At 59.7% G+C, this 22,499-nt stretch carries 20 protein-coding genes and 6 pseudogenes; 16 read left to right on the plus strand and 10 right to left on the minus strand.

From position 1 onward, the window contains the following. Window positions 1-29: 29 nt before the first annotated feature. Entirely contained in the window at window positions 30-938 is a 909-nt protein-coding gene (locus tag AACY08_RS23520; RefSeq protein ID WP_339471618.1) for a LysR substrate-binding domain-containing protein, read from the plus strand. A 31-nt stretch (window positions 939-969) separates the two neighbouring features. Here AACY08_RS23520 and AACY08_RS23525 read toward each other — a convergent pair whose 3' ends face one another. Next, window positions 970-2,262, minus strand: a complete 1,293-nt coding sequence (locus AACY08_RS23525; protein WP_339471619.1) for a PQQ-dependent sugar dehydrogenase — start codon at window positions 2,260-2,262, stop codon at window positions 970-972. Then, window positions 2,259-2,684, minus strand: coding sequence for a DUF2231 domain-containing protein (locus AACY08_RS23530; protein WP_339471620.1), 426 nt, complete (start codon window positions 2,682-2,684; stop codon window positions 2,259-2,261). Before AACY08_RS23530 ends, AACY08_RS23525 begins: the two co-directional genes overlap by 4 nt. A gap of 126 nt (window positions 2,685-2,810) precedes the next feature. Between AACY08_RS23530 and AACY08_RS23535 the strand changes: the two are divergent. The 3 genes and pseudogenes from AACY08_RS23535 to AACY08_RS23545 all read left to right on the plus strand — a co-directional run. Further along, window positions 2,811-3,086, plus strand: a pseudogene (locus tag AACY08_RS23535) (UV damage endonuclease UvsE); the annotation flags it as partial. 18 nt (window positions 3,087-3,104) lie between these two features. Beyond that, window positions 3,105-3,584, plus strand: coding sequence for an AAA family ATPase (locus tag AACY08_RS23540; protein WP_339471621.1), 480 nt, complete (start codon window positions 3,105-3,107; stop codon window positions 3,582-3,584). Between the two features lie 118 nt (window positions 3,585-3,702). After that, the gene (locus tag AACY08_RS23545) at window positions 3,703-4,146 is read left to right on the plus strand and encodes a hypothetical protein (protein ID WP_445261436.1); all 444 of its coding nucleotides are present in this window, start codon (window positions 3,703-3,705) and stop codon (window positions 4,144-4,146) included. Window positions 4,147-4,359: 213 nt separating this feature from the next. Here the strand turns inward: AACY08_RS23545 and AACY08_RS30645 are convergent, their stop codons facing one another. From AACY08_RS30645 to AACY08_RS23555, 3 genes and pseudogenes are all read right to left on the minus strand, one after another. Beyond that, entirely contained in the window at window positions 4,360-5,127 is a 768-nt protein-coding gene (locus AACY08_RS30645) for a methyl-accepting chemotaxis protein (protein ID WP_445261440.1), read from the minus strand. Between the two features lie 87 nt (window positions 5,128-5,214). Next, window positions 5,215-6,333 (minus strand): annotated as a pseudogene (locus AACY08_RS30650) (cache domain-containing protein); the annotation flags it as partial. A gap of 114 nt (window positions 6,334-6,447) precedes the next feature. Continuing rightward, window positions 6,448-10,422 (minus strand): bifunctional nitrate reductase/sulfite reductase flavoprotein subunit alpha, encoded by a 3,975-nt coding sequence (locus AACY08_RS23555; RefSeq protein ID WP_339471625.1) that lies wholly within the window; start codon window positions 10,420-10,422, stop codon window positions 6,448-6,450. Between the two features lie 502 nt (window positions 10,423-10,924). Here AACY08_RS23555 and nirB point away from each other — a divergent pair. Together nirB and nirD are read left to right on the plus strand one after the other, a co-directional pair. Further along, window positions 10,925-13,465: a nitrite reductase large subunit NirB gene (gene nirB / locus AACY08_RS23560; protein WP_339471626.1), complete on the plus strand. Its 2,541-nt coding sequence runs from the start codon at window positions 10,925-10,927 to the stop codon at window positions 13,463-13,465. Next, window positions 13,465-13,806, plus strand: a complete 342-nt coding sequence (gene nirD / locus AACY08_RS23565) for a nitrite reductase small subunit NirD (RefSeq protein WP_339436571.1) — start codon at window positions 13,465-13,467, stop codon at window positions 13,804-13,806. Before nirB ends, nirD begins: the two co-directional genes overlap by 1 nt. A 127-nt stretch (window positions 13,807-13,933) precedes the next feature. On the opposite strand, the gene AACY08_RS23570 is transcribed toward nirD, so the two are convergent. Both AACY08_RS23570 and AACY08_RS23575 read right to left on the minus strand, forming a co-directional pair. After that, entirely contained in the window at window positions 13,934-14,278 is a 345-nt protein-coding gene (locus tag AACY08_RS23570; protein WP_339471627.1) for a hypothetical protein, read from the minus strand. 27 nt (window positions 14,279-14,305) lie between these two features. Next, a complete protein-coding gene (locus AACY08_RS23575; protein ID WP_339471628.1) occupies window positions 14,306-14,866 on the minus strand; it encodes a cysteine hydrolase family protein in 561 nt (186 codons plus the stop codon). Between the two features lie 283 nt (window positions 14,867-15,149). On the opposite strand from AACY08_RS23575, the gene AACY08_RS23580 reads away from it, so the two are divergent. Together AACY08_RS23580 and AACY08_RS23585 are read left to right on the plus strand one after the other, a co-directional pair. After that, window positions 15,150-16,019 carry an AraC family transcriptional regulator gene (locus AACY08_RS23580; protein ID WP_339471629.1) on the plus strand — a complete coding sequence of 290 codons (870 nt, stop codon included), beginning with the start codon at window positions 15,150-15,152 and terminating at the stop codon, window positions 16,017-16,019. Window positions 16,020-16,030: 11 nt separating this feature from the next. Beyond that, window positions 16,031-16,202 (plus strand): annotated as a pseudogene (locus AACY08_RS23585) (IS21 family transposase); the annotation flags it as partial. Here the strand turns inward: AACY08_RS23585 and AACY08_RS23590 are convergent. After that, window positions 16,201-17,130 carry a LysR family transcriptional regulator gene (locus tag AACY08_RS23590; RefSeq protein ID WP_339427561.1) on the minus strand — a complete coding sequence of 310 codons (930 nt, stop codon included), beginning with the start codon at window positions 17,128-17,130 and terminating at the stop codon, window positions 16,201-16,203. The pseudogene AACY08_RS23585 and the gene AACY08_RS23590 sit on opposite strands and share 2 nt — an antisense overlap. A gap of 121 nt (window positions 17,131-17,251) precedes the next feature. On the opposite strand from AACY08_RS23590, the gene AACY08_RS23595 reads away from it, so the two are divergent. From AACY08_RS23595 to AACY08_RS23625, 8 genes and pseudogenes are all read left to right on the plus strand, one after another. Beyond that, entirely contained in the window at window positions 17,252-17,992 is a 741-nt protein-coding gene (locus AACY08_RS23595) for an SDR family oxidoreductase (protein ID WP_339471630.1), read from the plus strand. Window positions 17,993-18,012: 20 nt separating this feature from the next. Continuing rightward, the gene (locus AACY08_RS23600) at window positions 18,013-18,165 is read left to right on the plus strand and encodes a hypothetical protein (RefSeq protein WP_339471631.1); all 153 of its coding nucleotides are present in this window, start codon (window positions 18,013-18,015) and stop codon (window positions 18,163-18,165) included. Then, window positions 18,159-18,503, plus strand: coding sequence for an antibiotic biosynthesis monooxygenase (locus AACY08_RS23605; protein WP_339471632.1), 345 nt, complete (start codon window positions 18,159-18,161; stop codon window positions 18,501-18,503). Before AACY08_RS23600 ends, AACY08_RS23605 begins: the two co-directional genes overlap by 7 nt. Window positions 18,504-18,581: 78 nt before the next feature. Next, entirely contained in the window at window positions 18,582-19,091 is a 510-nt protein-coding gene (locus AACY08_RS23610; RefSeq protein ID WP_339471633.1) for a DoxX family protein, read from the plus strand. An 85-nt stretch (window positions 19,092-19,176) separates the two neighbouring features. Next, window positions 19,177-19,638, plus strand: a pseudogene (locus AACY08_RS23615) (transposase); the annotation flags it as partial. Window positions 19,639-19,875: 237 nt separating this feature from the next. Next, window positions 19,876-20,646, plus strand: a pseudogene (locus AACY08_RS30655) (MCP four helix bundle domain-containing protein); the annotation flags it as partial. A gap of 129 nt (window positions 20,647-20,775) precedes the next feature. Then, a complete protein-coding gene (locus tag AACY08_RS30660) occupies window positions 20,776-21,504 on the plus strand; it encodes a methyl-accepting chemotaxis protein (RefSeq protein ID WP_445262041.1) in 729 nt (242 codons plus the stop codon). A 203-nt stretch (window positions 21,505-21,707) separates the two neighbouring features. Beyond that, on the plus strand, window positions 21,708-21,941 hold the full coding sequence (locus tag AACY08_RS23625) for a hypothetical protein (RefSeq protein ID WP_339471634.1): 234 nt from the start codon (window positions 21,708-21,710) through the stop codon (window positions 21,939-21,941). 57 nt (window positions 21,942-21,998) lie between these two features. On the opposite strand, the pseudogene AACY08_RS23630 reads toward AACY08_RS23625, so the two are convergent. Beyond that, window positions 21,999-22,326, minus strand: a pseudogene (locus AACY08_RS23630) (suppressor of fused domain protein); the annotation flags it as partial. Beyond that, window positions 22,260-22,442, minus strand: coding sequence for a hypothetical protein (locus tag AACY08_RS23635; RefSeq protein ID WP_445261439.1), 183 nt, complete (start codon window positions 22,440-22,442; stop codon window positions 22,260-22,262). The pseudogene AACY08_RS23630 and the gene AACY08_RS23635, both read right to left, overlap by 67 nt. Window positions 22,443-22,499 lie beyond the last annotated feature (57 nt).

The following is a 22,499-nucleotide window of genomic DNA, read 5'->3' on the forward strand; positions in this document are numbered from 1 at the left end:
TCTCAGCCCTGGATACATAACCAAAGATTATGAATGCGCTCGGCAAAACCTTACCGCCCCTTGCCAGCTTGCTGCCCTTCGAAGCGGCGGCACGCCTGGAGAGTTTTTCCAAGGCAGCCGCTGAGCTGCACATTACCCAGGCCGCGATCAGCCGGCAGATTCGTGGGCTCGAGGATAACCTCGGGATCAAACTGTTTCAGCGCCGCAATCGTGCCGTGTTCCTCACGCCAGAGGGGCGCGAGCTGGGGCGTGTGATCGGCGAGGCGCTGCGCCGCATCGGTGAAGGCGCCGCCCGCCTGCGCGCGGTGCACCACAGCAACCGCGTGGTGCTGCTCTGCCAGTTGTGTGAGGCGTTTTATTGGCTGATGCCGCGATTATCGACGTTTCACCAGCAATACCCGAATATCGAAATCCAGGTGGTGACCACCACTCGACCCTTGACTGAATTCAACGACCCCTTTGACGTTGCACTGCAAAGCACGCGGCGCGCCAGCGGGGCTCATCCGCTGATATTCACAGCCTCGGACGAGGTCTTTCCGGTGTGCAGTCCGCTCTACCTGGCCGTAGAGCAACCGCTGTCACTGAATGCATTGCAGCGTCATACGTTCTTGCACCACAGCGCGCCGCCGCCGCATCTGATGGAGTGGGATGAGTGGCTGCAGGTGTTTGGCCAGAGGCTGGCGGGGGACGCGCGCAGTGCCACGTTCGACAGCTACCCACTGATGTTGCAGGCCGCTGTCGAGGGGTACGGGATTGCCATGGGCTGGCGTCGCACCGCGAGCCGCTTGATTGAAAGTGGCGCGCTGGTGAGGCCGTGCGCCGAGAGCGTGCACTTGCCCGAAGCTATTTCGGTTTATCGGCATCAAGCGGCCGGGACGCGGGACGAGGTGGCGGCGCTGCTCGCCTGGCTCGAGGCTCAACTGCTGAAGGACGGATGACAGGGGCGTTATCCGCCCCTGTCGTGCACGGCTAGGGGTTACGTGTCACTCGCCACACAGTATTGGCCAAATCATCGGCAATGATCAGCGCGCCTTTCGGGTCCACCGTCACACCCACCGGCCGGCCGCGGGTTTTGCCGTCGTCACCGCGAAAACCGGTCGCAAAGTCGATGGGTTCACCAGAAGGCTTGCCGTTGCTGAAGGGCACGAAGATCACCTTGTAGCCCACCGGGTTGTCGCGGTTCCAACTGCCGTGCTCGCCAACAAATACGCCATCGGCAAACTTCTCACCCATTTGCGCGATGGAAAAGTCCACGCCCAGCGCCGCCACATGGGAGCCGAGGCTGTAATCCGGCTTGATCGCGGCGGCAACTTTGGCCGGGTTCTGTGGCTGTGCCCGTGGGTCGACGTTCTGGCCCCAATAGCTGTAGGGCCAGCCGTAGAACGCGCCTTCACGCACCGAGGTGAGGTAGTCCGGCACCAGGTCCGGGCCGAGTTCGTCGCGTTCGTTGACCACCGTCCACAGTTGCCCGGTGTCCGGCTGAATAGTCAGCGCCGTCGGGTTGCGCAGGCCTGTCGCGTAAGGTTTGTGCGCGCCGGTGGCGGCATCGATCTGCCAGACCATCGCGCGGTCGATCTCCACTTCCATGCCGCGTTCGGTCACGTTGCTGTTGGAGCCGATACCCACGTAGAGCTGGCGACCGTCAGCACTCACGGCCAGGGATTTGGTCCAGTGGTGGTTGATCTGCGCCGGCAGGTTGGTGACGTTGATGGGCGCGCCGCTGGCTTTGGTCTGGCCGTCGGTGTAGTCGAAGCGCACCAGCGCATCCTGGTTGGCCACATACAGCTTGCCGTCGGCGAAGGCCAAGCCGTACGGCGCGTTCAGGTTATCGGCGAACACGGTCTTGAGTTCGTAGGTGCCGTCACCGTCGGCGTCGCGTAGCAGGGTCAGGCGGTTGCCGCCCTTGACCTTGGTGTTGCCTTCGGCCTTGATCAGGCTGGCGATCACATCCTTGGGCTTGAGCTTGGCCGCGCTGCCGCCACGGCCTTCGGCGACCAGGATGTCGCCGTTGGGCAGCACCAGGGTCTGGCGTGGGATGGCCAGGTCAGTGGCGATAGCGGAGATGCTGTAGCCGTCCGGTACCTTGGGTTTCTGCTCGCCCCAAGGCACGGGCTCGGCAATCTTCATGCTGGGTAACAGGCTGCTTTGCTGTTCCGGCAACTTGGGGTCTGGGCCGCGGGCCTGGGTCTTGTCGCCTTCGCCACCGCATGCGGTCAGCAACAGCGCAGCGCTTAATAGGGTCAGCGTGCTGGACGTTTTCATTGGGCAGCTCCCGAGCGCAGGTTAGTCAGGCCGATCCACGTTGCGACGAATGCCAGCAGCGTGACAATCGCCGACAGCACCAAGCCCGTGGGCATCATGGCGTACGCATCCTTGGCATGCTGAAAGGCATTGACCAGGCCCACTACCCAGGCGGCTAACAACAGCAGGAAATACGCGGCTGGTCGCCCGGATTTACGCTCGGCGCGCAATAGATTGATCAGCGCGAACAACAGCGCAAATCCACTGAACACCAGCGCGCCGGCAATCAGCCAGGACGCGAAGTTGGCCCACTGAATCTGGTAGGTCTGGCCGTAGGCAATGTCGCTGAGCAGTGCACCCAGAAACAGCGGCACGCTGCCGGCGAGCACTATCGAATGCAGCGGGCCAGGTCTTGTCGCGTAGTAGGCGGGGAGGGTAGTCATGGGGGTAGCGGCTCCTTATTGTTCAGCGCTCCTGGCGTCAGGGCGCGGTGACTTCGCATAGCAGAGGAGCTTTTCGTTTATCAGAAAGTTCACTAGGGATTGGTGTCGAGATGTTTTTCGCACCATTCGGCACAGGGCGTGCGGCCTAGCCTGCATTACTCCCAGCCCCAGGAAGTCTTGCAGGGGCTCGGTTTCGACGCCGAGCACACGCTGGAAGTGGACGCACTGTTGAAGGTGGCTTACAAGCGCGACCTGTATGCCCACAGCGCACACATGTGGAACCGCCGGACCAACGACTACGCGCTGCAGTTTTTCGATCGTTTCGACATCATGCTGGAGTCCAAGGACAAGAATGTGGCAGCTTGGGCGTTTTATAAGCCTTTCAAGCGACGTTCAGTTTAAAAAAGGGATCCTTTACTCATGCCAACCCTGCATCTGCTATGCGGCAAGATAGCGTCGGGCAAATCAACGCTCGCCAGCACCCTCAGCGCTGAACACGCGGCGATGCGGTTAAGCGAGGACCCGTGGCTTGCACAGTTGTATCCCGGCGAAATTTTGTCGGTGGAGGATTACCTGCGCTGCGCCCAACGCATCCGCGGGGTGTTGGGGCCGCTGGTGGTAGGTTTGCTGGAGTCGGGCGTCAACGTGGTGCTGGATTTTCCGGCTAACACGTTGGCTAACCGCCAGTGGCTGCTGGGACTGGCGCAGGCCGCCGGGGTGCCACACTGCTTGCACTACCTGGAACTGGACGACGACACCTGCCGCGCTCGACTGCATGCGCGTAATGCGCACGGTGAGCACGATTTTGCGGCGACGGATGCCGAGTTTGACCTGATCACACGCCACTTCTGTGTGCCGAGTGAGGAGGAGGGGTTGGTGATTGAGGTGCATCGCCCGTGAGTGCAGCGCATTTTAAAGGGGTCGACGCCGAAGGTTTCATCCTCACCGTCCTCGAAACGTCCGTGCAGAGCGAGTTTCAGCCATTGCTTGAGGAGGCCTGCACCGCTCTGTCGCAGGAGTGGCGGCGGAAAACCGCAAGAGCTGGGGCTTCTGGCTCAAGCACCATTGCCGTTGCGTGTGGGGTGAGGACCTTGCGCTGCACATTGAGCGGTTTCGGCCTTCGGTGGACATTGCCTTGGCCATGAACCGTGACTTTGAACCGGTATTGACCGCCTACCTCGCACGCATCGCAGACGCCGACTCCGAGCGGGAGCGACTTCGCTGGCAGCGCGAAGCGTCACGCAAGCTGATCAGGGCGACCCATGTATTGCGTTCGCAGGATGCGGCGACGTGGCCGCAGACACTCGAAGAGCACGTTGCGCTGTTCGTCCAGGGGCATCCGACAATGATGGTTAACGTGGCGTTCTTCCTGTTTGAAGCCCGAAACCCGAGTGCCGACGGCGAAAAATTCTCAGCCCGACTTCAGGCCTTTCTGAGCTGGATGGTTTTACAGCGAGCGTAGTTCTGCTGGTGTTCGCCGGTATAGGCGAAATCCAAAGCAGATATCCTGTGGGAGCTGTCGAGCTTTAGCGAGGCTGCGAAAGCGGTGTGTCAGGCGATCGTTAGGTTGGCAATACCGCCGCCTTCGCAGCCTCGTCGGGGCTCGACAGCTCCCACATTTGATCGGCGCCGCTGCTGAAATTGCGTTCGCAGGTACAACCGAAGCACACGGGTCCTAAGACTTGAACCGTCCCACCAACCCATTCAACTCATCCGAAAGGTTGGACAACCGCCCCGAATCGTCCTGCGCCGAGTTGGCCAGGCTTTCCACCAGTCGTGCCTCGTCGTAGATCTGCTGGATATGCCGATTGATCTCTTCTGCCACGCTGTGTTGTTCCTCGGCGGCGGCGGAGATCTGCAGGTTCTGGTCGCGGATTTCGTTCACTGACAGTTGAATGCCTTCGAAGCTGTCCCGCGCGCTTTCGATGGAAGACACGCTGGCCCGCGACAGGTCCAGGCAACTGCCCATCTTTTGCGTGACCTCCTGGGTCTTGTTTTCCAGGGTGCCAAGCAGTTGCTCGATTTCGCCGGTGGAGTCTGACGTGCGCTTGGCCAGTGCGCGCACTTCATCGGCCACCACGGCAAAGCCACGGCCTTGATCACCGGCGCGGGCGGCTTCGATGGCAGCGTTGAGCGCCAAGAGGTTGGTCTGTTCGGCAATCGCGCGAATGGTGCCGAGGATCTGGTTGATGCTGCGACTGCCGGCCTCCAGTTCAATCATGGCCTGGGACGATTCGGTGAGACGGCGGCCCAAGCGGTTGACGTTATCGGTAGTGACCTCGATCTGCTGCTTGCCCTCGGCCACGCGACGGTGCCCGTTTTCGGCGGACTCCGCTGCGCCGCTGCATGAGCGCGCGACTTCGTTGGCGGTGGCAACCATTTCGTTGAACGCGGTGGACACCAATTCAACCGCCTCACGTTGCCGGCCCGCCGCCTCGTTCATGTTGTGCGCGACCTCGCTGTTGACCTTGGAGGCGTTCTGCAGATTGGCCGAAGCCGCGCCGATATGCTGGATCAGTTGGCGAATCGCTGCGAGAAACTTGTTGAACCAACCGGCCAGTTCGGCGGTTTCATCCTTGCCCTGCACCTGCAGTTCGTGGCGCAAGTCACCTTCACCCTCGGCGATGGACTGCAAGCCCGTGCTGACCTGGCCAATGGGCTTGACGATGACCTTGGAGAACGCGGCTGCAATTAATCCGAAGATCAGTACCAGCACGCCGACGATGATCGCGGTGAGGTAGGTCATGCGGGTGGCTTCAGCCATGACTTCACGCTGCTCGATCAGCCCGATGTAGCGCCAGCCAAGGCTGGGGGAAGTCCACACGTTGGCCATGTAGCGCACGCCGTCGATTTCCACTTCGGTGGAGCCTTGCGGTGTGTCGGCGAGTTGCGCATAGGCGGCGCCAAGGTCTTTGAGCGGTTTGAAACTGTGGGCGGCGTCGCGCGGGTCCACCAGCACCACGCCGTCTTCGATCAGCATCACGTAGCCGCTTTCACCCAGCTTGATGCTCTTGACCAGCTCGGTGAGGTTTTTCAATGAGACGCTGACCACAAACACGCCCTTGGCTTTGCCGTTATCCAACAGCGCCCGTGCGGTGCCGACCAACGCCACGTCGTCTTTGTCGTAATAGTAGGCGGGCGTACGGACGGTCTTGCCGGGGCTGGCCATGGCCGCTTTGTACCAGGGGCGCGTGCGCGGGTCGTACTTGGACAGTTGCGGGTCATCCGGCCATTTGGCATAGGTGCCATCTTCCAGGCCGATGGACAGGATCGCCGCCGCTGGGTGCGTGGCGCCAAAGCGTGCGAATCGGTCGATGACGGCTTGTGCCTCGGCTGGCATGGGCTGGCTGGCCGCGTCGGCGGGCTGGTAGTTTTTCAGCGTGTTAACTGATGTGTATACAGGATCGGTGGCCATTTGATCGACGTTCTGCAGGGTGCCGTCGAAGAACTGGCGGATATTGCCATCGATCTGACGGATTTCCCGGGTGCTGCCGTCGATAAACTGATCCACCGCCTGGGTCCGCGTGTTCATGACCGAGATCACAGCCACCAGGCTTACCGGTATAAACGCGACAGAGACGAATGCCAGCACCAACTTATTTTTTATTTTCATCGAGACGACCATCAGCGTAGAGGGTTGCCAAATCATCGTTCTCCATCACGCAAGCACGGCGATTTGCTATCACTGATGTTTCGGCCCTTCTGCGATAAAACTTTAGGGTTTTTTGTACACAATACAAACTGCTTATTGTTCTGTATCCAATCAATACACATCACGCAGATAACGCTTCTGTTCACTCAACTGCCGCCAGTAATCCACGGCGGCTTCCACGCCAAGCCCGCCGTGGGTTTGCGCGACCTGACGCAGCGCCTGGTCGACGTCTTTGGCCATATGGCTGGCGTCGCCGCAGATGTACAGCTTGGCGCCGTCCTGCAGCCATCGCCAGAGCTCGGCGCCCTGTTCGCGGATGCGGTCCTGCACGTAGACCTTCTGCGGCTGGTCGCGGGAGAACGCCAGGCTCAAGTGAGTGAGCATGCCGTCGCGTTGCATGCCCTGCAGTTCGTCCTGATAGTAGAAATCGCTGGCCGCGTGCTGTTCGCCAAAAAACAGCCAATTGCGGCCCTGATGCCCCAAGGCGCGGCGTTCCTGTAAAAACGCGCGGAACGGCGCGACGCCGGTGCCAGGCCCGATCATGATCATCGGCACGTCGCCATCGCTGGGTGTACGGAAGTGTTTGGACGGCTGCACGAACAACGGCACCTCAGCGTCGCCCGCGCGGTCGGCGAGGAAGGTCGAGGACACGCCTTTGCGCTTGCCATAGCGCACGGCGGCCACTGTGAGGTGCACTTCCTGCGGGTAGGCCTTGGCACTCGAGGCAATCGAATACAAGCGTGGCTGCAGGCGCTTGAGGGTGCCCAGCAGTTCGTCCGCGGCGCAATCGATAGGGTATGCCTGCAGCACGTCCGCCAGTTGCCGGCCCCACAGCCAGTCATTCAGTTCGGCCTTGTGCTCGGGGTTGAGCAAGTGTTTGAGGCCTGGGTTGGCGCTGCGCTCGGCGATGAAGGCCAAGGTGTCGCTGCTCGGCCGGGCGATTTCGAAGTGCTGGGTGAGCGCCTGTTGCAGCGGCACATCACCGAAGGTGTCGATGTTCACGCACGTGCTCGCACTCAGGCGGATGAGGTCGAGCAGTTCGCTGACCAGTTCAGGGCAATTGCGCGGCCTTACTCCGAGGGCATCACCGGCTTCATAGGTGAGCCCGGAGTCAGCCAGGTCCAGGGCAAACTGGCGGGTTTCCTTTTGGGCGCTGTGGGGGTTCAGGTGCCGGTTGAGCAGCAGCCGTGACCCGTACAGCTTGGTTTTACCGGCTGGCGTGGCCGGCGCAATGGGCTTTGCCGGGTTTAGGGTGTGTTGGAACCGCACCAGCCAGGCATCGGCGCGTTCCTCGAATTCGGTGTCGCAGTCGACACGCTCCAGCAGGCGGGTGGCGCCCAATTCCAGCAAGCGCTGGTCGAGTTGCTTGCCGTGGTTGCAGAACTGGTCGTAATTGGGATCGCCCAGGGCCAGCACCGCAAAGCGCAGGGATTCCAGGCGTATTTCGGCGGTGCTTAAGCTGTGCCAGAAACTTTCGCCGTTGTCCGGTGGGTCGCCGTCGCCAAAGGTGCTGCTGATCAGCGCGAGGGTGTGAGTGCTCGCCAGTTTGCTCGCGGGGAAGTCCGCCATCGCGCTCAGTTCCACCGTGATCCCAGCGTCGCGCAGGCGTTTGGCAAAACGCTCGGCCAAGGCTTCGGCGTTGCCGGTTTGCGACGCCCACAGCAGCGTGACTGCCGGGGAGGGCGCTGCGATGGCGTCTGTACGGCTGAACAAACCGCCAAGCAGGCCGTCCAGCCACAGCCTGGATTCCCTTGCCAATGGCGCATTCGCCGGCATCGTCGGTACACCGCCAGTCTGGCCCGCGGCGCTGGATTGCAGGCCACTGAGGAAGCCGGCGAGGTAAGTGCGCTCACTGTCGCTCAGTGGCGGCGGCGATAGATGACGGATGCCGACGATGTCGGCGAAGGCGTTAAGGCGCGACAAGGTGCTGTCGTCTGGTCTGGGAGTGTGGACGTCCAGAAACAGGTGGTCGATCAGTTCGACCCGGGCCAGGGCGACGGCGCAGAACTTGAACGCCGGCTGAAGGGAAATCGGGTCCACGGCGTCATGGGTCACGGCGTTGATCGCGAGGTTTTCGCCAAACACATCGTTCCAATGAAACGGCGCAAAACAGTTGCCCGCCCGCACACGGTCGGTGACTACCGCAGGCAGTACGGCGCGGCCACGCTGTGAGCGTATTTCAACCCGGTCCTTGTCCTTGATACCCAGGCGGGCGGCGTCTTCGGGGTGTAGTTCCACGAAGGGGCCAGGGTTGAGTTTGTTCAACGTGGCGACCTTGCCGGTCTTGGTCAGCGTGTGCCATTGGTGCTGCACGCGGCCGGTGTTCAGCACGAAGGGAAACGCTTCATCCGGCATTTCCGCCGGCGGCATATGGGGACGGGCGAGGAACTGGGCTTTGCCGTTTTCAGTGGCGAAAATGAGCGTGCCGTCCTTCACGTAGCGGATCGGGTTACGGTCTGCCGCATCGTCTGACGCGCAGGGCCATTGCAGCGGCTTGTCACGCAGGCGCGGGTAGCTCGCGCCACGAATGTCATAGCCGGTCTTGGGGTTCCAGGCGCGTTTGATCTCTTCAAAGACGTCGGCGGCGCACGCGTAGGTGAAGGCCTCGGCGAAGCCCATCTCACAGGCGACCCTGGCGATGATCTGCCAGTCGGGCAGGGCCTCGCCGGGGGGCTCGACGGCCTTTTGCATCAGGGTCAGGTTGCGCTCGGAGTTGATCATCACCCCTTCGGCCTCGGCCCACAGCGCGCCAGGCAAAAGGATGTCGGCGTAGCGGTTGGTCTCGGTGTCGAGGAAAGCGTCCTGGGTGATCACCAGCTCGGCGGTTTGCAGGCCTTTGATGACCGTTTGCCGGTTGGGCACGCTGGCCACCGGGTTGGTGCAGATAATCCAGCAGGCTTTGATCTGCCCAGCCGCCATCTGCTCGAACATCGCCACGGTGCCGCCGCCAGCCTGGCGCGGCAGGCTGTCGTGGGGGATCTGCCACAGGTCCTCGATAAAGGCGCGGTCGGCCTCGACCAGCACCGAGCGCTGCCCTGGCAGGCCGGGGCCCATGTAGCCCATTTCGCGCCCGCCCATGGCGTTGGGTTGCCCGGTCAGGGAAAACGGTCCGCTGCCGGGGCGGCAGATGGTACCGGTGGCCAGGTGCAGGTTGCACAGGGCGTTGGTGTTCCAGGTGCCGTGGGTGCTCTGGTTGAGGCCCATGGTCCAGCAACTCATCCACTCGGCAGCCTGGCCGATCCAGCCGGCGGCTTGGCGGATATCGGCTTCGGCAAGGCCGGTTATGGCGGCGACCCGGTCTGGCGAGTAGTCCTCCAGAAACGCGGGCATGGCTTCCCAGCCCTCGGTGAAGGCCGCGATAAAGGCAGGGTCGGTGTGGCCGTTCTTGACCAGCAGGTGCAACAGGCCATTGAGCAAGGCGAGGTCGGTGCCGGGCTCTATCGGCAGGAACAGGTGGGCCTTGTCCGCCGTGGCACTGCGTCGGGGGTCGACCACGATCAGCTTCGCGCCGGCCTTGACCCGGTCCATCATGCGCAGGAACAGGATCGGGTGACAGTCGGCCATGTTCGCGCCGATCACGAAGAACACGTCGGCGCGGTCGAAGTCCTCGTAGGAACCCGGCGGCCCGTCGGAGCCAAGCGACAGTTTGTAGCCACTGCCGGCGCTGGCCATGCACAGGCGCGAGTTGGATTCGATGTTGGGGGTGCGCACGAAACCCTTGGCCAATTTGTTGATCAGGTATTGGGATTCCAGCGACATCTGGCCCGACACGTAGAAAGCCAGCGCATCCGGCCCGTGGGTATCGAGGGTGTGACGCAAGCGGGCGGCGGTTTCGCTGATGGCCTTGTCCATGGCAATGCGCACCGGGTCGTGATCGCGCGCCTGGCGCACGTAGGCACTTTCCATGCGGCCGGACTCGGCGATGGCGTGCCCGCAGGTGGTGCCCTTGGTGCACAGCCGGCCGAAGTTGGTGGGGTGGGCCTTGTCGCCGATCACCTTGACCACTGTGTTGTGCTCGACCTGCATGACGATGCCGCAGCCCACGCCACAATAAGGGCACACGCTGCGCAGGTTTTGGTTTGCCATCAGTGACCCCGTAAACAAAAAAGGCGCCTTGTAACCCTCCGTTGAAAACGGGGATTACACGGCGCCTTTGTCGTGAGAGAGCAATCAGCGTTGACTGCTTGGTTGAAGTATTCCTAGCAAGTCACGCGCCAGGTTTTTCATCTGGCGTGTGGTGAGCGGGCGGCGCGACGATTCGACAAGCCCGCTCATACAAAATCGGTCGGGGTGCACATTTATGAAGCGTGGCGCACCAGTGAGAGGCGCTGAGCGAGGTGTTCGGCGCAGTTGGCTGATGCCAGGGGCCGGTGCAGTAGGCTGTCCGACTGTTTGGCACAGACCCTGCAAGCTCCCTCTCAACCCACCTCGGTCAACGACGATCGACAACATTGGGCAATAGCGGTGAGTCCGGCGCAGTCGCCCGATCCGAACCCGCATAAGAACAGGCAAAGACGCCTGGAACCGCAAGGTTTCAGGCGTTTTTTTTTGCTTTTTAAACCGTGATGAGCTTTGTCGGGTGATTTATATGAACAGTCTCAAAACCCTGATCGTCGTCGGCAATGGCATGGTCGGTCACCACTGTGTGGCGCAACTGATCGAACGCGGCGCGTTGGATCACTACCATTTGCACGTGTTCAGCGAGGAGCCGGTGCGCGCCTATGACCGGGTGCACCTGTCCGAATATTTCACCGGCCGTGATGCCGAGTCGCTGGCATTGTCCGACGCTTCGTTGTACCAGACCCCAGGCGTGACCTTGCACCTGGGCGTGCCGGTGCTGGAGATCGACCGCGCCCGCTGCGTGGTGATCACCGCCGACGGCTGCGTGGCCTATGACAAGCTGGTGTTGGCCACCGGTTCCTATCCATTTGTGCCGCCCATCGAAGGCGCTGAAGGCGATTCGCGGCTGGTGTATCGCACGCTTGAGGATCTGGATGCGATTCGCAAGGCGGCCGCCAATGCGCGACGCGGCGTGGTGGTGGGGGGCGGCCTGCTCGGTCTGGAAGCCGCTAACGCGCTGAAAAGCCTGGGGCTTGAAGCGCATGTAGTGGAGTTCGCGCCGCGCTTGATGCCGGTGCAACTCGATGATTTTGGCGGCCTCGCGCTCAAGGCGCAGATCGAGCGGCTGGGCGTCGGTGTGCACCTGTCCCGTGCAACCCAGTCGATCAGCGCGGGCGTGGAGTATCGCTACCGCATGAACTTCGCCAATGACGAATTCCTGGAAACCGACGTGATCGTGTTCTCCGCTGGCATCCGTGCCCAAGACGCGCTGGCTCGCCAGGCTGGCCTGGAAATCGGCCCGCGCGGCGGCGTGGTGATCAACGATGAATGCCTGAGCATCGACCCCAATATCTACGCGATTGGTGAGTGCGCGTCCTGGAACGGCAGCCTGTTCGGCCTCGTCGCGCCGGGCTACCAGATGGCCCGAGGCGTTGCCGCGCTGCTCTGCGAGCAAACCGCCGAGCCGTTTGTGGGCGCCGACATGTCGACCAAACTCAAGTTGCTCGGTGTGGACGTGGGCTCCATCGGCGATGCCCATGCCCACACGCCCGGCGCGCGCAGCTACCAGTTTATCGACGAAGCCAGCGCCAGTTACCGGCGCCTGGTGGTGGATGCTTCGGGCAAGCATGTGATTGGTGCTGTACTGGTGGGCGACAACAGCTACTACGACACCTTGCTGCAATACATGCAGAACAGCATCACGTTGCCGTCCGAGCCGGCCAGCCTGATCCTGCCATCGTCCAGCGGCGCTCCCACCCTGGGCCCCGGCGCGTTGCCGGAGTCGGCTACCGTGTGCTCCTGCCACAACGTGACCAAAGGTTCGATCTGCTCAGCCATTGACGGCGGCTGCAGCGACCTCGGCCTGCTTAAAGCCCAGACCAAGGCCTGCACCGGTTGCGGCGGCTGCGCCGGGTTGCTCAAGCAGGTGTTCGAGCATGAGCTGATCGCCCGTGGCGTCAGCGTAGACAAAAGCCTGTGCGAACACTTCGCCTACACCCGGCAGGAACTGTACGCCTTGGTGCGTGTGGACGGCATCATCACCTTTGACGAACTGCTGGCCAAACACGGCCGTGGCCACACCGGTTGCGATGTGTGCAAGCCGGCAGTCGGCTCGATCCTGGCATCGTGCTGGAACCAGCCGATCATGGACGCATCCTTGGTGCCGTTGCAGGACACCAACGATACGTTCATGGCCAACATGCAGAAAAACGGCACCTACTCGGTGGTACCACGCATTCCGGGGGGGGAGATCACTGCAGAAAAACTCATTGTGATCGGCGAAGTGGCGAAGAAATACGACCTCTACACCAAGATCACCGGCGGCCAGCGCATCGACCTGTTTGGCGCGCAGCTGCATGAACTGCCGGACATCTGGGGCGAACTGATCGCGGCGGGGTTCGAGACCGGGCATGCCTATGGCAAATCCACGCGCACGGTGAAGTCTTGCGTGGGCAGCACCTGGTGCCGCTACGGCGTGCAGGACAGCGTGAAAATGGCGCTGCTGATCGAGGATCGCTACAAAGGCCTGCGCTCGCCGCACAAGCTCAAGTTCGCGGTGTCTGGCTGCACCCGAGAATGCGCTGAAGCCCAGAGCAAGGACGTCGGCGTGATCGCCACCGAGAAGGGCTGGAACCTCTACATCGCTGGCAACGGTGGTATGCGCCCACGCCATGCGGAGCTGTTCGCCACCGACCTGGATGATGCCACGCTGATCCGCTACATCGACCGCTTCCTGATGTTCTACATCCGCACCGCCGACAAGTTGCAGCGTACTTCGGTATGGCGCGAAAGCCTGGAGGGCGGCCTGGATTTCCTCAAGGACGTGATCCTTGAGGACAGCCTGGGGCTGGGCGCCGAGCTCGAAGCGCAGATGCAACGGGTGGTCGACCGCTACGAATGCGAGTGGTCCAACGCGCTCGCGGACCCGGAGAAACTCAAGCGCTTCCGCACCTTCGTCAACGACAAACGCCCGGACCCGGACATCCACTTCGTCCAGGAGCGCGGCCAGCGCCGGCCGATCATGGCCTCTGAACTCAACTTGATTCCGGTCATCGAGGAGATTGCGTGATGAGCCAGCCCATCTGGAAAACCGTGTGCAACAGGCAAGACCTGGTGACCAACTCCGGCGTGGTGGTGTGGTTGGACGGCGCGCAAGTGGCGTTGTTCTACCTGCCGGGTGCGCAAGACCAGACGCTGTATGCCATTGATAACCACGACCCGGAATCGGGGGCGAATGTGATCGGTAGGGGGTTGATTGGCAGTATCAAAGGCGAGCTGGTGGTGGCTGCGCCGATCTACAAGCAGCATTACCGCCTGGCTGACGGGCAATGCCTGGAGGCGCCAGACCAGCGCCTGCGCGTCTGGCCGGTGCGTTTGAACGGTGGGGTGGTGGAGGTGGGGGTAGGTTGAGCGACCGTGGGAGCTGTCGAGCCCCAGCGACGCGGCCATGGGATGTCCATGTGTTCGGATCAGAGGGCGAGGTCATCGATGAACAAGGGCATTTTCGTCTTCCTGTCGCAGGTGACCCTTCAGTCCATCAGGCCGGAATAAGCCCTGCGTCCTGGTACTCTCCCGCCTTGAACTGATGCCATGCACCCGGAACCCGCTGCACATCAACCTCTGCGTTTGATTGCTGAGCGGCCTTGTGAAATAGCCGTGTGGTGGGTTCTAGGGTTGTCTCGATGGCGCAAAGCACGACGATCTTGCCGCCGTGGCGAACCGCCGTAGCGGCCAAGGCTTCATCCGCCCTCAAAATCGGTACCTGAATATCGGGTGCGATTCTTTCAATGGATGGACCCAAGGTCGAGCAGGTGAGCGCCACAACATCGGCATGCCGGGCGATTGCACACAGCGCGGTGACATTCGCGCCTTTGCTCGCCAAATGATAAGCCAGCGACGCGCCAACTATTCATAGCCCGCCCAGGACTACGGAGGCGTCCACAACCTTGGCATAGTCCATCGCCAGGTTACTCAGCGACAGCGCATGTACATCCTCCGCAGGCCACAGCCGCCCGGATAAATCAGTCTGATCAAACGTATAACAAGCATCCGCCACCACGCTCACATCAAAACCCAGGTTGCCGGCGGAGCGCGCCGTGGCTTCAACGGAGTTGTTGGTGATCACACCGACGATCACCAACTGCCGGATCGAGCGTGCATGCAACCAGCGCTCCAGGCCGGTGGCGGTGAAGGCATCCGGAACGTTCTTGTCCACCACAGGCTCGTGCGCCAGCGGTTGGAGCGCGGGCTGGAACTCACAACCCGGCTGGCCTGGCCAGAATACCGAGCCGGGTGAGCGGGAAATGTGCCGGATGTGGACGACAGGACGGTTGGATTGGCGCCATGCGCTCAACAAACGCTGTATCTGCACTTCGGCGTCGAGGTTGTTGCGACGTCCCAGCTTCGGCTGGTTCATGCCTTGCTGCATATCGATGATCAGCAGTGCCGCGTGGGTTGCTGGCGGTTCCATGACACTTCCCTTTGCTCGTGAGGCTCGAAACATAACAGCCAATGTGGGCATCCAGACAGCGATTTCCTACCTGGGCAGCTTTAACTGAGCCTCGGCGTACGGCACCACTGCGTCGGTACGCCCGCTCGATCCGTCTCATTATTGAACTGCCCCGCCCTTTAAATCGCCTTGGAAGAGGATCGCATCGGCAAACCCAAAGCGTGTCTTTAGCAAATGCGGCTAGGCGTGCTCACGACGCTATGGTCGACTCTATTGACGGCCGTACTTCCAGGAGCTTTTTCCCGTGTCTGACATGCCGACCCATTTCGCTTACACAAAACGTTTCAACGCCGTACTCGCCTACATAGATGCCAATCTCGAAGGCGACCTGTCGGTGAGGGCGTTAAGCCAGGTGGCGAACTTTTCGACGTTTCACTTCCATCGACAATTCAGTGCGTTCGTAGGCGTGCCGGTTTCACGTTATGTGCAACTGATGCGACTGCGGCGTGCAGCACATCGCTTGGTCGCCCTCGCTGATCACTCGGTGCTGTGCGCCGCATTCGATGCAGGTTTTGAAAGCCCCGAGGCGTTCTGCAGGGCGTTCAGGCGAGCGTTCGGTACCACGCCGAGTGCTTTCAGGAAGGAACCTAACTGGCAAGTCTGGAATACGGTATTCGCAATCCCTCACTTTTCCAGGACTATCACCATGCAAATACGAATTGTAGATTTCCCTGAAGTCAAGGTGGCCGCGCTTGAGCACTGCGGACCACCGGGGCTTGTCAATGAGAGCGTGCGCAGGTTCATTGAGTGGCGTGTACAGAGCGGACAGTCGCCAGTGGCGTCGAGTCGCACCTTTGGCATTCCCTTTAACAACCCCGATACGACACCCCCACAAGCATTCCGCTTCGCAATCTGCGGCGAAATCCACGAGGCTGTGGCGGCGAATGCGTTCGGCGTGCACGAGCTCCTCATTCCTGGCGGTCGCTGCGTCGTGGTGCGACACGTGGGGTCACCGGACCACATCGGCGAAACGATCTATCCCATTTACCGCGATTGGCTTCCTGCCAGTGGGGAGGAGCTTCGTGACCAGCCGCTGTTTTTCCATTACCTCAGCGCCTACCCCGAGACGCCGCAGGATCAATGGCAAACAGATGTGTATATTCCGCTGCAATAGCGGAGCAACGCGCCTTGGTCCGGCAAAGCGTTGACGCCCGGGTGAGCGCCCATGCCGTCGAGATCCTGCACGGCCATCGCCGGGTCGCCACCCACCTGTTGCTCGCGCGGCGCCTACAGCCCCCAAAGCGAACATATGCCGGCATCGCACAAAACTCATCGCGACTGGACACCCCAGCGTCTCAAGTCGATTGCAAGTAGTTGGCTGGAAGTGTGCCAAACATGTCGCTGTAGATCTCACCCAGCCAGTCAATGAAAACGCGTACCCGTGGCGACAGGTGCCGATGATGCGGGTACATGGCAGAAACCGTCAGGCCGGGGCTCTTCCAATCGCTCAAGACTTCCACCAGGCGCCCCGCTTCCAGATACTCTTCAATGTGGTAACGAGGCACCTGAATCAGACCGCAGCCACGCAATGAACATACGACGTAGCTTTCAGCATCGTTCACTGCCATCCAGCCATTGAGTGTGAACTGGCGTATCTGGCCACCGAGGACCAATTCCAAAGGAAGATTCGAGGAGCCATTGCTCGAAAAGAACTTTACTGTTTGATGCACGGCCAAATCTTCAGGTTTTTTAGGGCTGCCGAAACGCGTCAGGTATTCAGGACTCGCGCAAATGATCTGGGGCATTACCGCAAGAGGCCTGGCTACCAGAGTCGAGTCTTGGGGGGTGCCTGCGCGCACGACGCAATCTACCCCCTCCCGAACGAGATCCACCAAGCGATCACCACCACTGGCTGTCAATTCGATTCCTGGATAGCGCGCCCGAAACTCATCAATCCTTGGCAGCACAATCTTGGTCGCATGAGTACCGTGCATATCCACGCGCAGCAATCCTTGCGGATTAGACGCTACGTGGCGCAATGATGACTCGGCATCGTCCAGTTCACTCAGCACGAAAACACATCGCTCGTAGAACGCCTGCCCGTCGACTGTCGGTCGCACATGCCGAGTGGTGCGTTCCAGTAGTCGAATCCCCAGTCGGCTTTCCAGCTCTTTGATGGCGTGAGTCGCGGTGGCACGTGGAATGTCGAGCGCTGCCGCTGCGCGGCTGAAGCTGCTCAACTCAACGATACGCGCGAACAGCTGGAGTGAATCGAAGCGATCCATCTATTGTTGTTCCTGGTGGAATTTTATTGGCCATTTAGCTGTATTTATCCAGTTCTGGCAAACAAGCAACATAGGACTCAAGGGCACTGTCGCCCACTGACTTGCAAATCAGGAGTCCTGTATGACTGACAATAGTTTGAAAACGGCCCTTGTTACCGGAGGCTCTCGTGGCATCGGCCAATGCATCGCCATGCGCCTCGCCGCCGACGGCTTTGCTGTGGTGGTCAACTTCGCTCACAACACCGCAAAGGCAGAAGAAACAGTTGCAGCGATCCAGGCTGTCGGCGGCAGAGCCATCGCAGTCAAGGGTGACGTCGGCAATCCGGAGGACGTAGCTGCCTTGTTCACGGCCGCCAAAGAGGCTTTCGGCAGGATTGATGTCGTGGTCAACAGCGCAGGCATTATGCCGATGGCGACCATCAGAGAAAGCAGTCTGGCTGACTTCGACAAAGTCATTGCCACCAACCTGCGGGGTGCGTTTCTGGTACTGGGTCAAGCGGCTGCACATGTCGATGACGGCGGTCGCATTATCGCGCTGTCCACCAGCGTGATCGCCAAATCGTTCCCCTCCTACGGTCCCTACATCGCGTCTAAGGCAGGCGTTGAAGGACTTATACACGTGCTTGCCAACGAGCTGCGAGGTCGTCGCATCACAGTCAACGCCGTTGCACCCGGACCCGTCGGTACTGATTTGTTCTTTGAGGGCAAGAGCCCGGAACAAATAGCGCAGATCGCCAACCTTGCGCCGCTGGAACGCTTGGGAACCCCAGAGGACATCGCCAGTGCGGTGGCCTTCCTGGCAGGACCGGACGGCGGCTGGATCAATTCGCACGTGCTTCGCAGCAATGGCGGTTTCGCCTAAGTCAACCAAGGAGTCATGTCATGAGCCAAGTTATTCTGATCACCGGAGCATCCAGTGGGTTCGGCGCGATGTGCGCGAGCGCGTTGGCCGACGCAGGCCATATTGTCTACGCCAGCATGCGCACGACTGACGGTGGTCGCGCCTCGCAGGTATCCGGAGAAGCGAAATGTTGACTGAAACGGGCGAGTCATCGAGCAATACCGTTGTGACTGAAGCGATCAGCATTATTGAAGTCCACGTGCAGACCGAGGCGTCATCGTCGTGCGAGTCGCGTTTGTCATCCTTGGCGACAACCATCCTGGGCTCGCCTGGATGCATCACTTATCAAGCGCTTCAAAGTCATACGAAAAAGGACCTTTGGATTATGACCGGCCTGTGGGAGTCGCCTCAGGCCATGGAGCGCCACTTTTGCCACCCTGCGCTCAGTGAACTGATCAACTTGCTGGGCCCCAGGTCGGTTAAAAAGGTCACTGCAAACGCGTTCCCCAACTCAGGGACGTTAAGTGCCTAACCCTAGAACGCCTCGCAACCACCGGGATTTATATCTGATCGGGGCGGGGCTTGCTTAATGGTTCTAAGGAGTATGGATATGAAAAAATCAATACACGATGTTCAGCTGTTAACTGAGAGTGTAAGCCGCCAGGAGCGCCTGTTGTTCCCAGCGCTAGCGCCCCTGTATGCGCGGGGAGAGCCGGTTATGTATGCCGTCTTGCGCGCGGCCTTCGGCGCTATTTTGTTTACTCACGGCCTGCCGAAAGCGTTAGGAATATCGCATGGCTCCATGGCAAATCCCATGGAAGGCTCCATCAACCTTATGCAGAACGTCCTGGGGCTGCCGTTCGCCAGCGAGCTTGCGTTTCTTGTCATGCTACTGGAGACCCTGGGTGCTTTTATGCTCGCCGTTGGCTTGTGGGTACGACCAGTTGCTCTGATCGTCGCTCTGGAAATGGTAGGGATCAGTTGCGCTCTCGGCCCAACGTGGCCGTGGGTCGACCGGGGAATTGAATACCCGGTACTGATGACGTTTCTCGCCCTGTACATCGCTGTGCGTGGCAGCGGCAGCCTGGCACTGGATCGCAAATTGAAATACACGTTCTGACTGTGCTTTTTAGGCTCCGCTACGTCACCGCGTCAGCTTTTTCCAAACCTTCGGCCGTCCAACGCTCATGCTGAAAAACTAAGTCGGTGCCAAAGCTCACATTGGTGTCGACGATGGGTCAGGGCTGGTGCACAGCGTGGCGGTCACTGCGGCCAACGTCGCGGACATAACCCAAGTCGACAAACGGCTACACGGTGCTGAGAACGTGGTCTGCGCCGATGCAGCCTATACCGGTGTCGAGAAGCGCGAAGAGCATGCGGGACGCCACGAGATCTGGCAGATTGCAGCCCGGCGCAGCACCTACAAAAAACATGGCAAACGCCGCGTATTGTACAAAGCGATACGCAAGATCGATAAAGCCAAGGCTCAGGTTCGCGCCAAGGTTGAGCATCCATTGCGGGTGATCAAGCGCCAGTTTGGTTACACGAAAGTGCGCTTCCGGGGCTTGGTGAAAAACACTGCTCAGCTGGTGACGCTGTTCGCCTTGTCGAACCTGTGGATGGCGCGTCGACATTTACTCTGCGGCGTGGGACAGGTGCGTCCGTAATGGGGGAAATGGCTGCTAGGAGGCACTCGCAGCAGCAAAAAACATGAAATAGGCGGCTACTTCAGACCATACTTAGCTGAGTCAGCCTTCGGCTTTGAGCTAACAAGAATAACATTTAGATACATGTTTTTTTTCTTTGAACGCTCGCGTTTATGGACTGTTTTCATTTGGGCGACGGGCGGCGCTTCAGGTCTGTTCAGAAGCGTCGAGAGAGATAAAACGAAGAGAGGTTTTCCTATGTTACTGCGCAAGCTCAATCTCGCTCCCCGCTCGGCCCTGTGCTTCGGGTTATTTTGCCTAGTGATTATTGCGTTGGGGCTCATCGCCCTTAACCAGATGGCAAGTTTGAACGCTTCTGAAAAGTTCGTAGAAACCAACGTAGTGCCTAGCATCTCTTTGCTGGGAACGATTGACCGGGATTTTATTAGTATTAGAGGTAGCAACGCGCGGTTGCGTAATCCTGTCGAGCCAGAAAATCGTAAAACTCAAGCACTTGAGGACGTAAGTAAAGCCCGCGCAAGCGTCCAAGAAACACTTTCGACGCTTGAGCCGTACATAGTCACCGCTATGGGGATACAGGTTTTCGGTGAATTGTCTCAAAGCTATTCCGCTTACCAAAAAGTACAAGATCAATACCTGTCATTTATTTCTTCTGGCAGTCTTGATGACGCTGTGAAATTGTCTAACGAAGCAATGAAGCAATCGGCAGACACTGTGGAGCGGGATATAAAAAAACTTATTGAACTGAACACCAACAAAGCTAAAAAAGCAGGCGAGGAAGCTACTCTCATCTACGATCAGGCCAAAATTATTGTTGGGTGCTTTATCTTGGTCGGCACATTGGCTGCCATTACTCTCGCTCTGATGTATACCCGCAGCGTGACTAGCCCGGTCAGCCAGTCACTGGCCATCGCTGAGCGTATTGCCAAAAACGATCTCAGCGAGGTCATTGAGGTGCAAGGAAGCGACGAAGTTGCCAGGCTCATGCAGGCTTTGAAGGCCATGCAACAGGGGCTGCGAAATACGCTTTCTTTGATATCTGATTCGTCCAGCCAGTTAGCGTCTACTTCTGAAGAAATGCATGCCGTCACTGAGGATGCTAATAAAGGCATGCTGCGCCAAAATAACGAGGTCGAGATGGCCGCTACTGCGGTCACCGAGATGAGCGCAGCCGTAGAGGAAGTGGCTAGAAATGCCTCAGCAGCCTCCGAAGCAGCCAATCGATCCAACTCCGCCGCATTGGCAGGTCGTTCACGCGTAGATGAAACCGTTCAGGCCATCAGCTTAATGGTCGCAAATGTTGAAGACGCTTCCCAAGAAGTACAGGGGCTCGCCGTGATGGCGACCGACATCAGCAAGGTTCTGGATGTGATACGGGCTATCGCCGAGCAGACCAATCTTCTTGCATTGAACGCTGCTATCGAAGCTGCTCGTGCCGGTGAGGCAGGTCGAGGCTTCGCGGTAGTGGCGGATGAAGTAAGAGCTTTGGCTCATCGTACGCAGCAGTCGACCAGTGAGATTGAACAGATGATCAGCTCGATTCAGAAAGGCACTGGAGCGGCTGTTTCGGCAATGACCCACACCAACGCCCAAGCTCAGAGAACGCTTGACACAGCTCAAGGCGCCGGTACTGCTTTGGTGGAAATCACCGACTCTATCGATAATATCACCGAGCGCAATGTTTTGATCGCAACTGCATCGGAAGAGCAGGCTCAGGTTGCCAGGGAGGTGGATCGCAGCCTGATCAGCATCCGAGATCTATCAAGTCAAGCTTCAGAGGGTTCAAGTCAGACCGCTATTGCAACGTCTGAACTGACCAAACTCGCGGTCGAATTGAATAGGCTCGTGAAGCAGTTTCATATGTAGAGGGGCTAGTGCGCGGCTCAGTTGACGGTGCAATGTTGCCAAACTACAGATGAGTCGGCGGGTAGGTTCCCACGTGTCGACGCAGTGATTCCATTTCACCTATACACGTGCATCGCAATGGCGTACGCGCAGTTTAACGGCGCGCATTTCCATGGGCTCGGTGGCGAGCCAGATGACAAACTACGCCACGGTAGGAAGCCTTAATGGGATTAAGTAAAGGCAAACGATTCGAAACAGAAGATATCTTCGTAGCCTATCCTTACGAAGAAGTCATGTTTCGCTGGGATCATCGTTCAAAACGCGTGTTTGTGCGGTTTTTCGGCGATCCCGAAAGTAGCCAGCCAGTCCCTCACGACAATCGCCTGTTTAATGAAGCGCTCCGCTTCGGCGATGAGATAACGCAAGAGGAATATCGGGCCGGGCGCTCCCGTCTTTAGATTCTCGACTCAACATCCGCTTTCATCAGCGGGTGATCTCCCAGGCGGCTCACGAGGCTAGACCACACTCTCCCGATATACGCTGCTGACATGCCCAACCCCTGCCGCCTGCAACCGTGCCACCAGATCCTCCCGCGCCGCGCGCCCGCCGGTACGCACATACTCCAACCGCAGCCGTGATCAGCACCACCGGCACCAGGTGTACCGGTGACAGCGGCATGTCGTCGAGGCGGGTAGGGAAGTCTGGAGCTGGGCCGCCGAGCAGTACGCCGGCGGCGTCGTCAGTGGTGACAAACAGGTGGGGCAGTTGATCGCTCATCAAGTGCGATTGGCTGAAACCGGGCAGTTCCAGGGAGAGTACGCCGTGGCTCTCCAGTTGCTGGGTAGCGCGATTACGTAGGCCTGAAACATATCAGCCATTCCGTCAGCATAAACAGCAATTTCTTCAGCGGTTCGCGGGCGGCCGGAGAACGCTTTTCCCTCCGAGCTGAGCGTGGTCAGGCGTCAACTCACGCACGCCCATACGGGGTGGCAGGGGCCCGGTGAGGGGGAACGTTG

Origin of the sequence: Pseudomonas sp. EL_65y_Pfl1_R83 (assembly GCF_963970695.1) — a bacterium.
Classification (GTDB): Bacteria; Pseudomonadota; Gammaproteobacteria; order Pseudomonadales; family Pseudomonadaceae; genus Aquipseudomonas; species Aquipseudomonas tritici.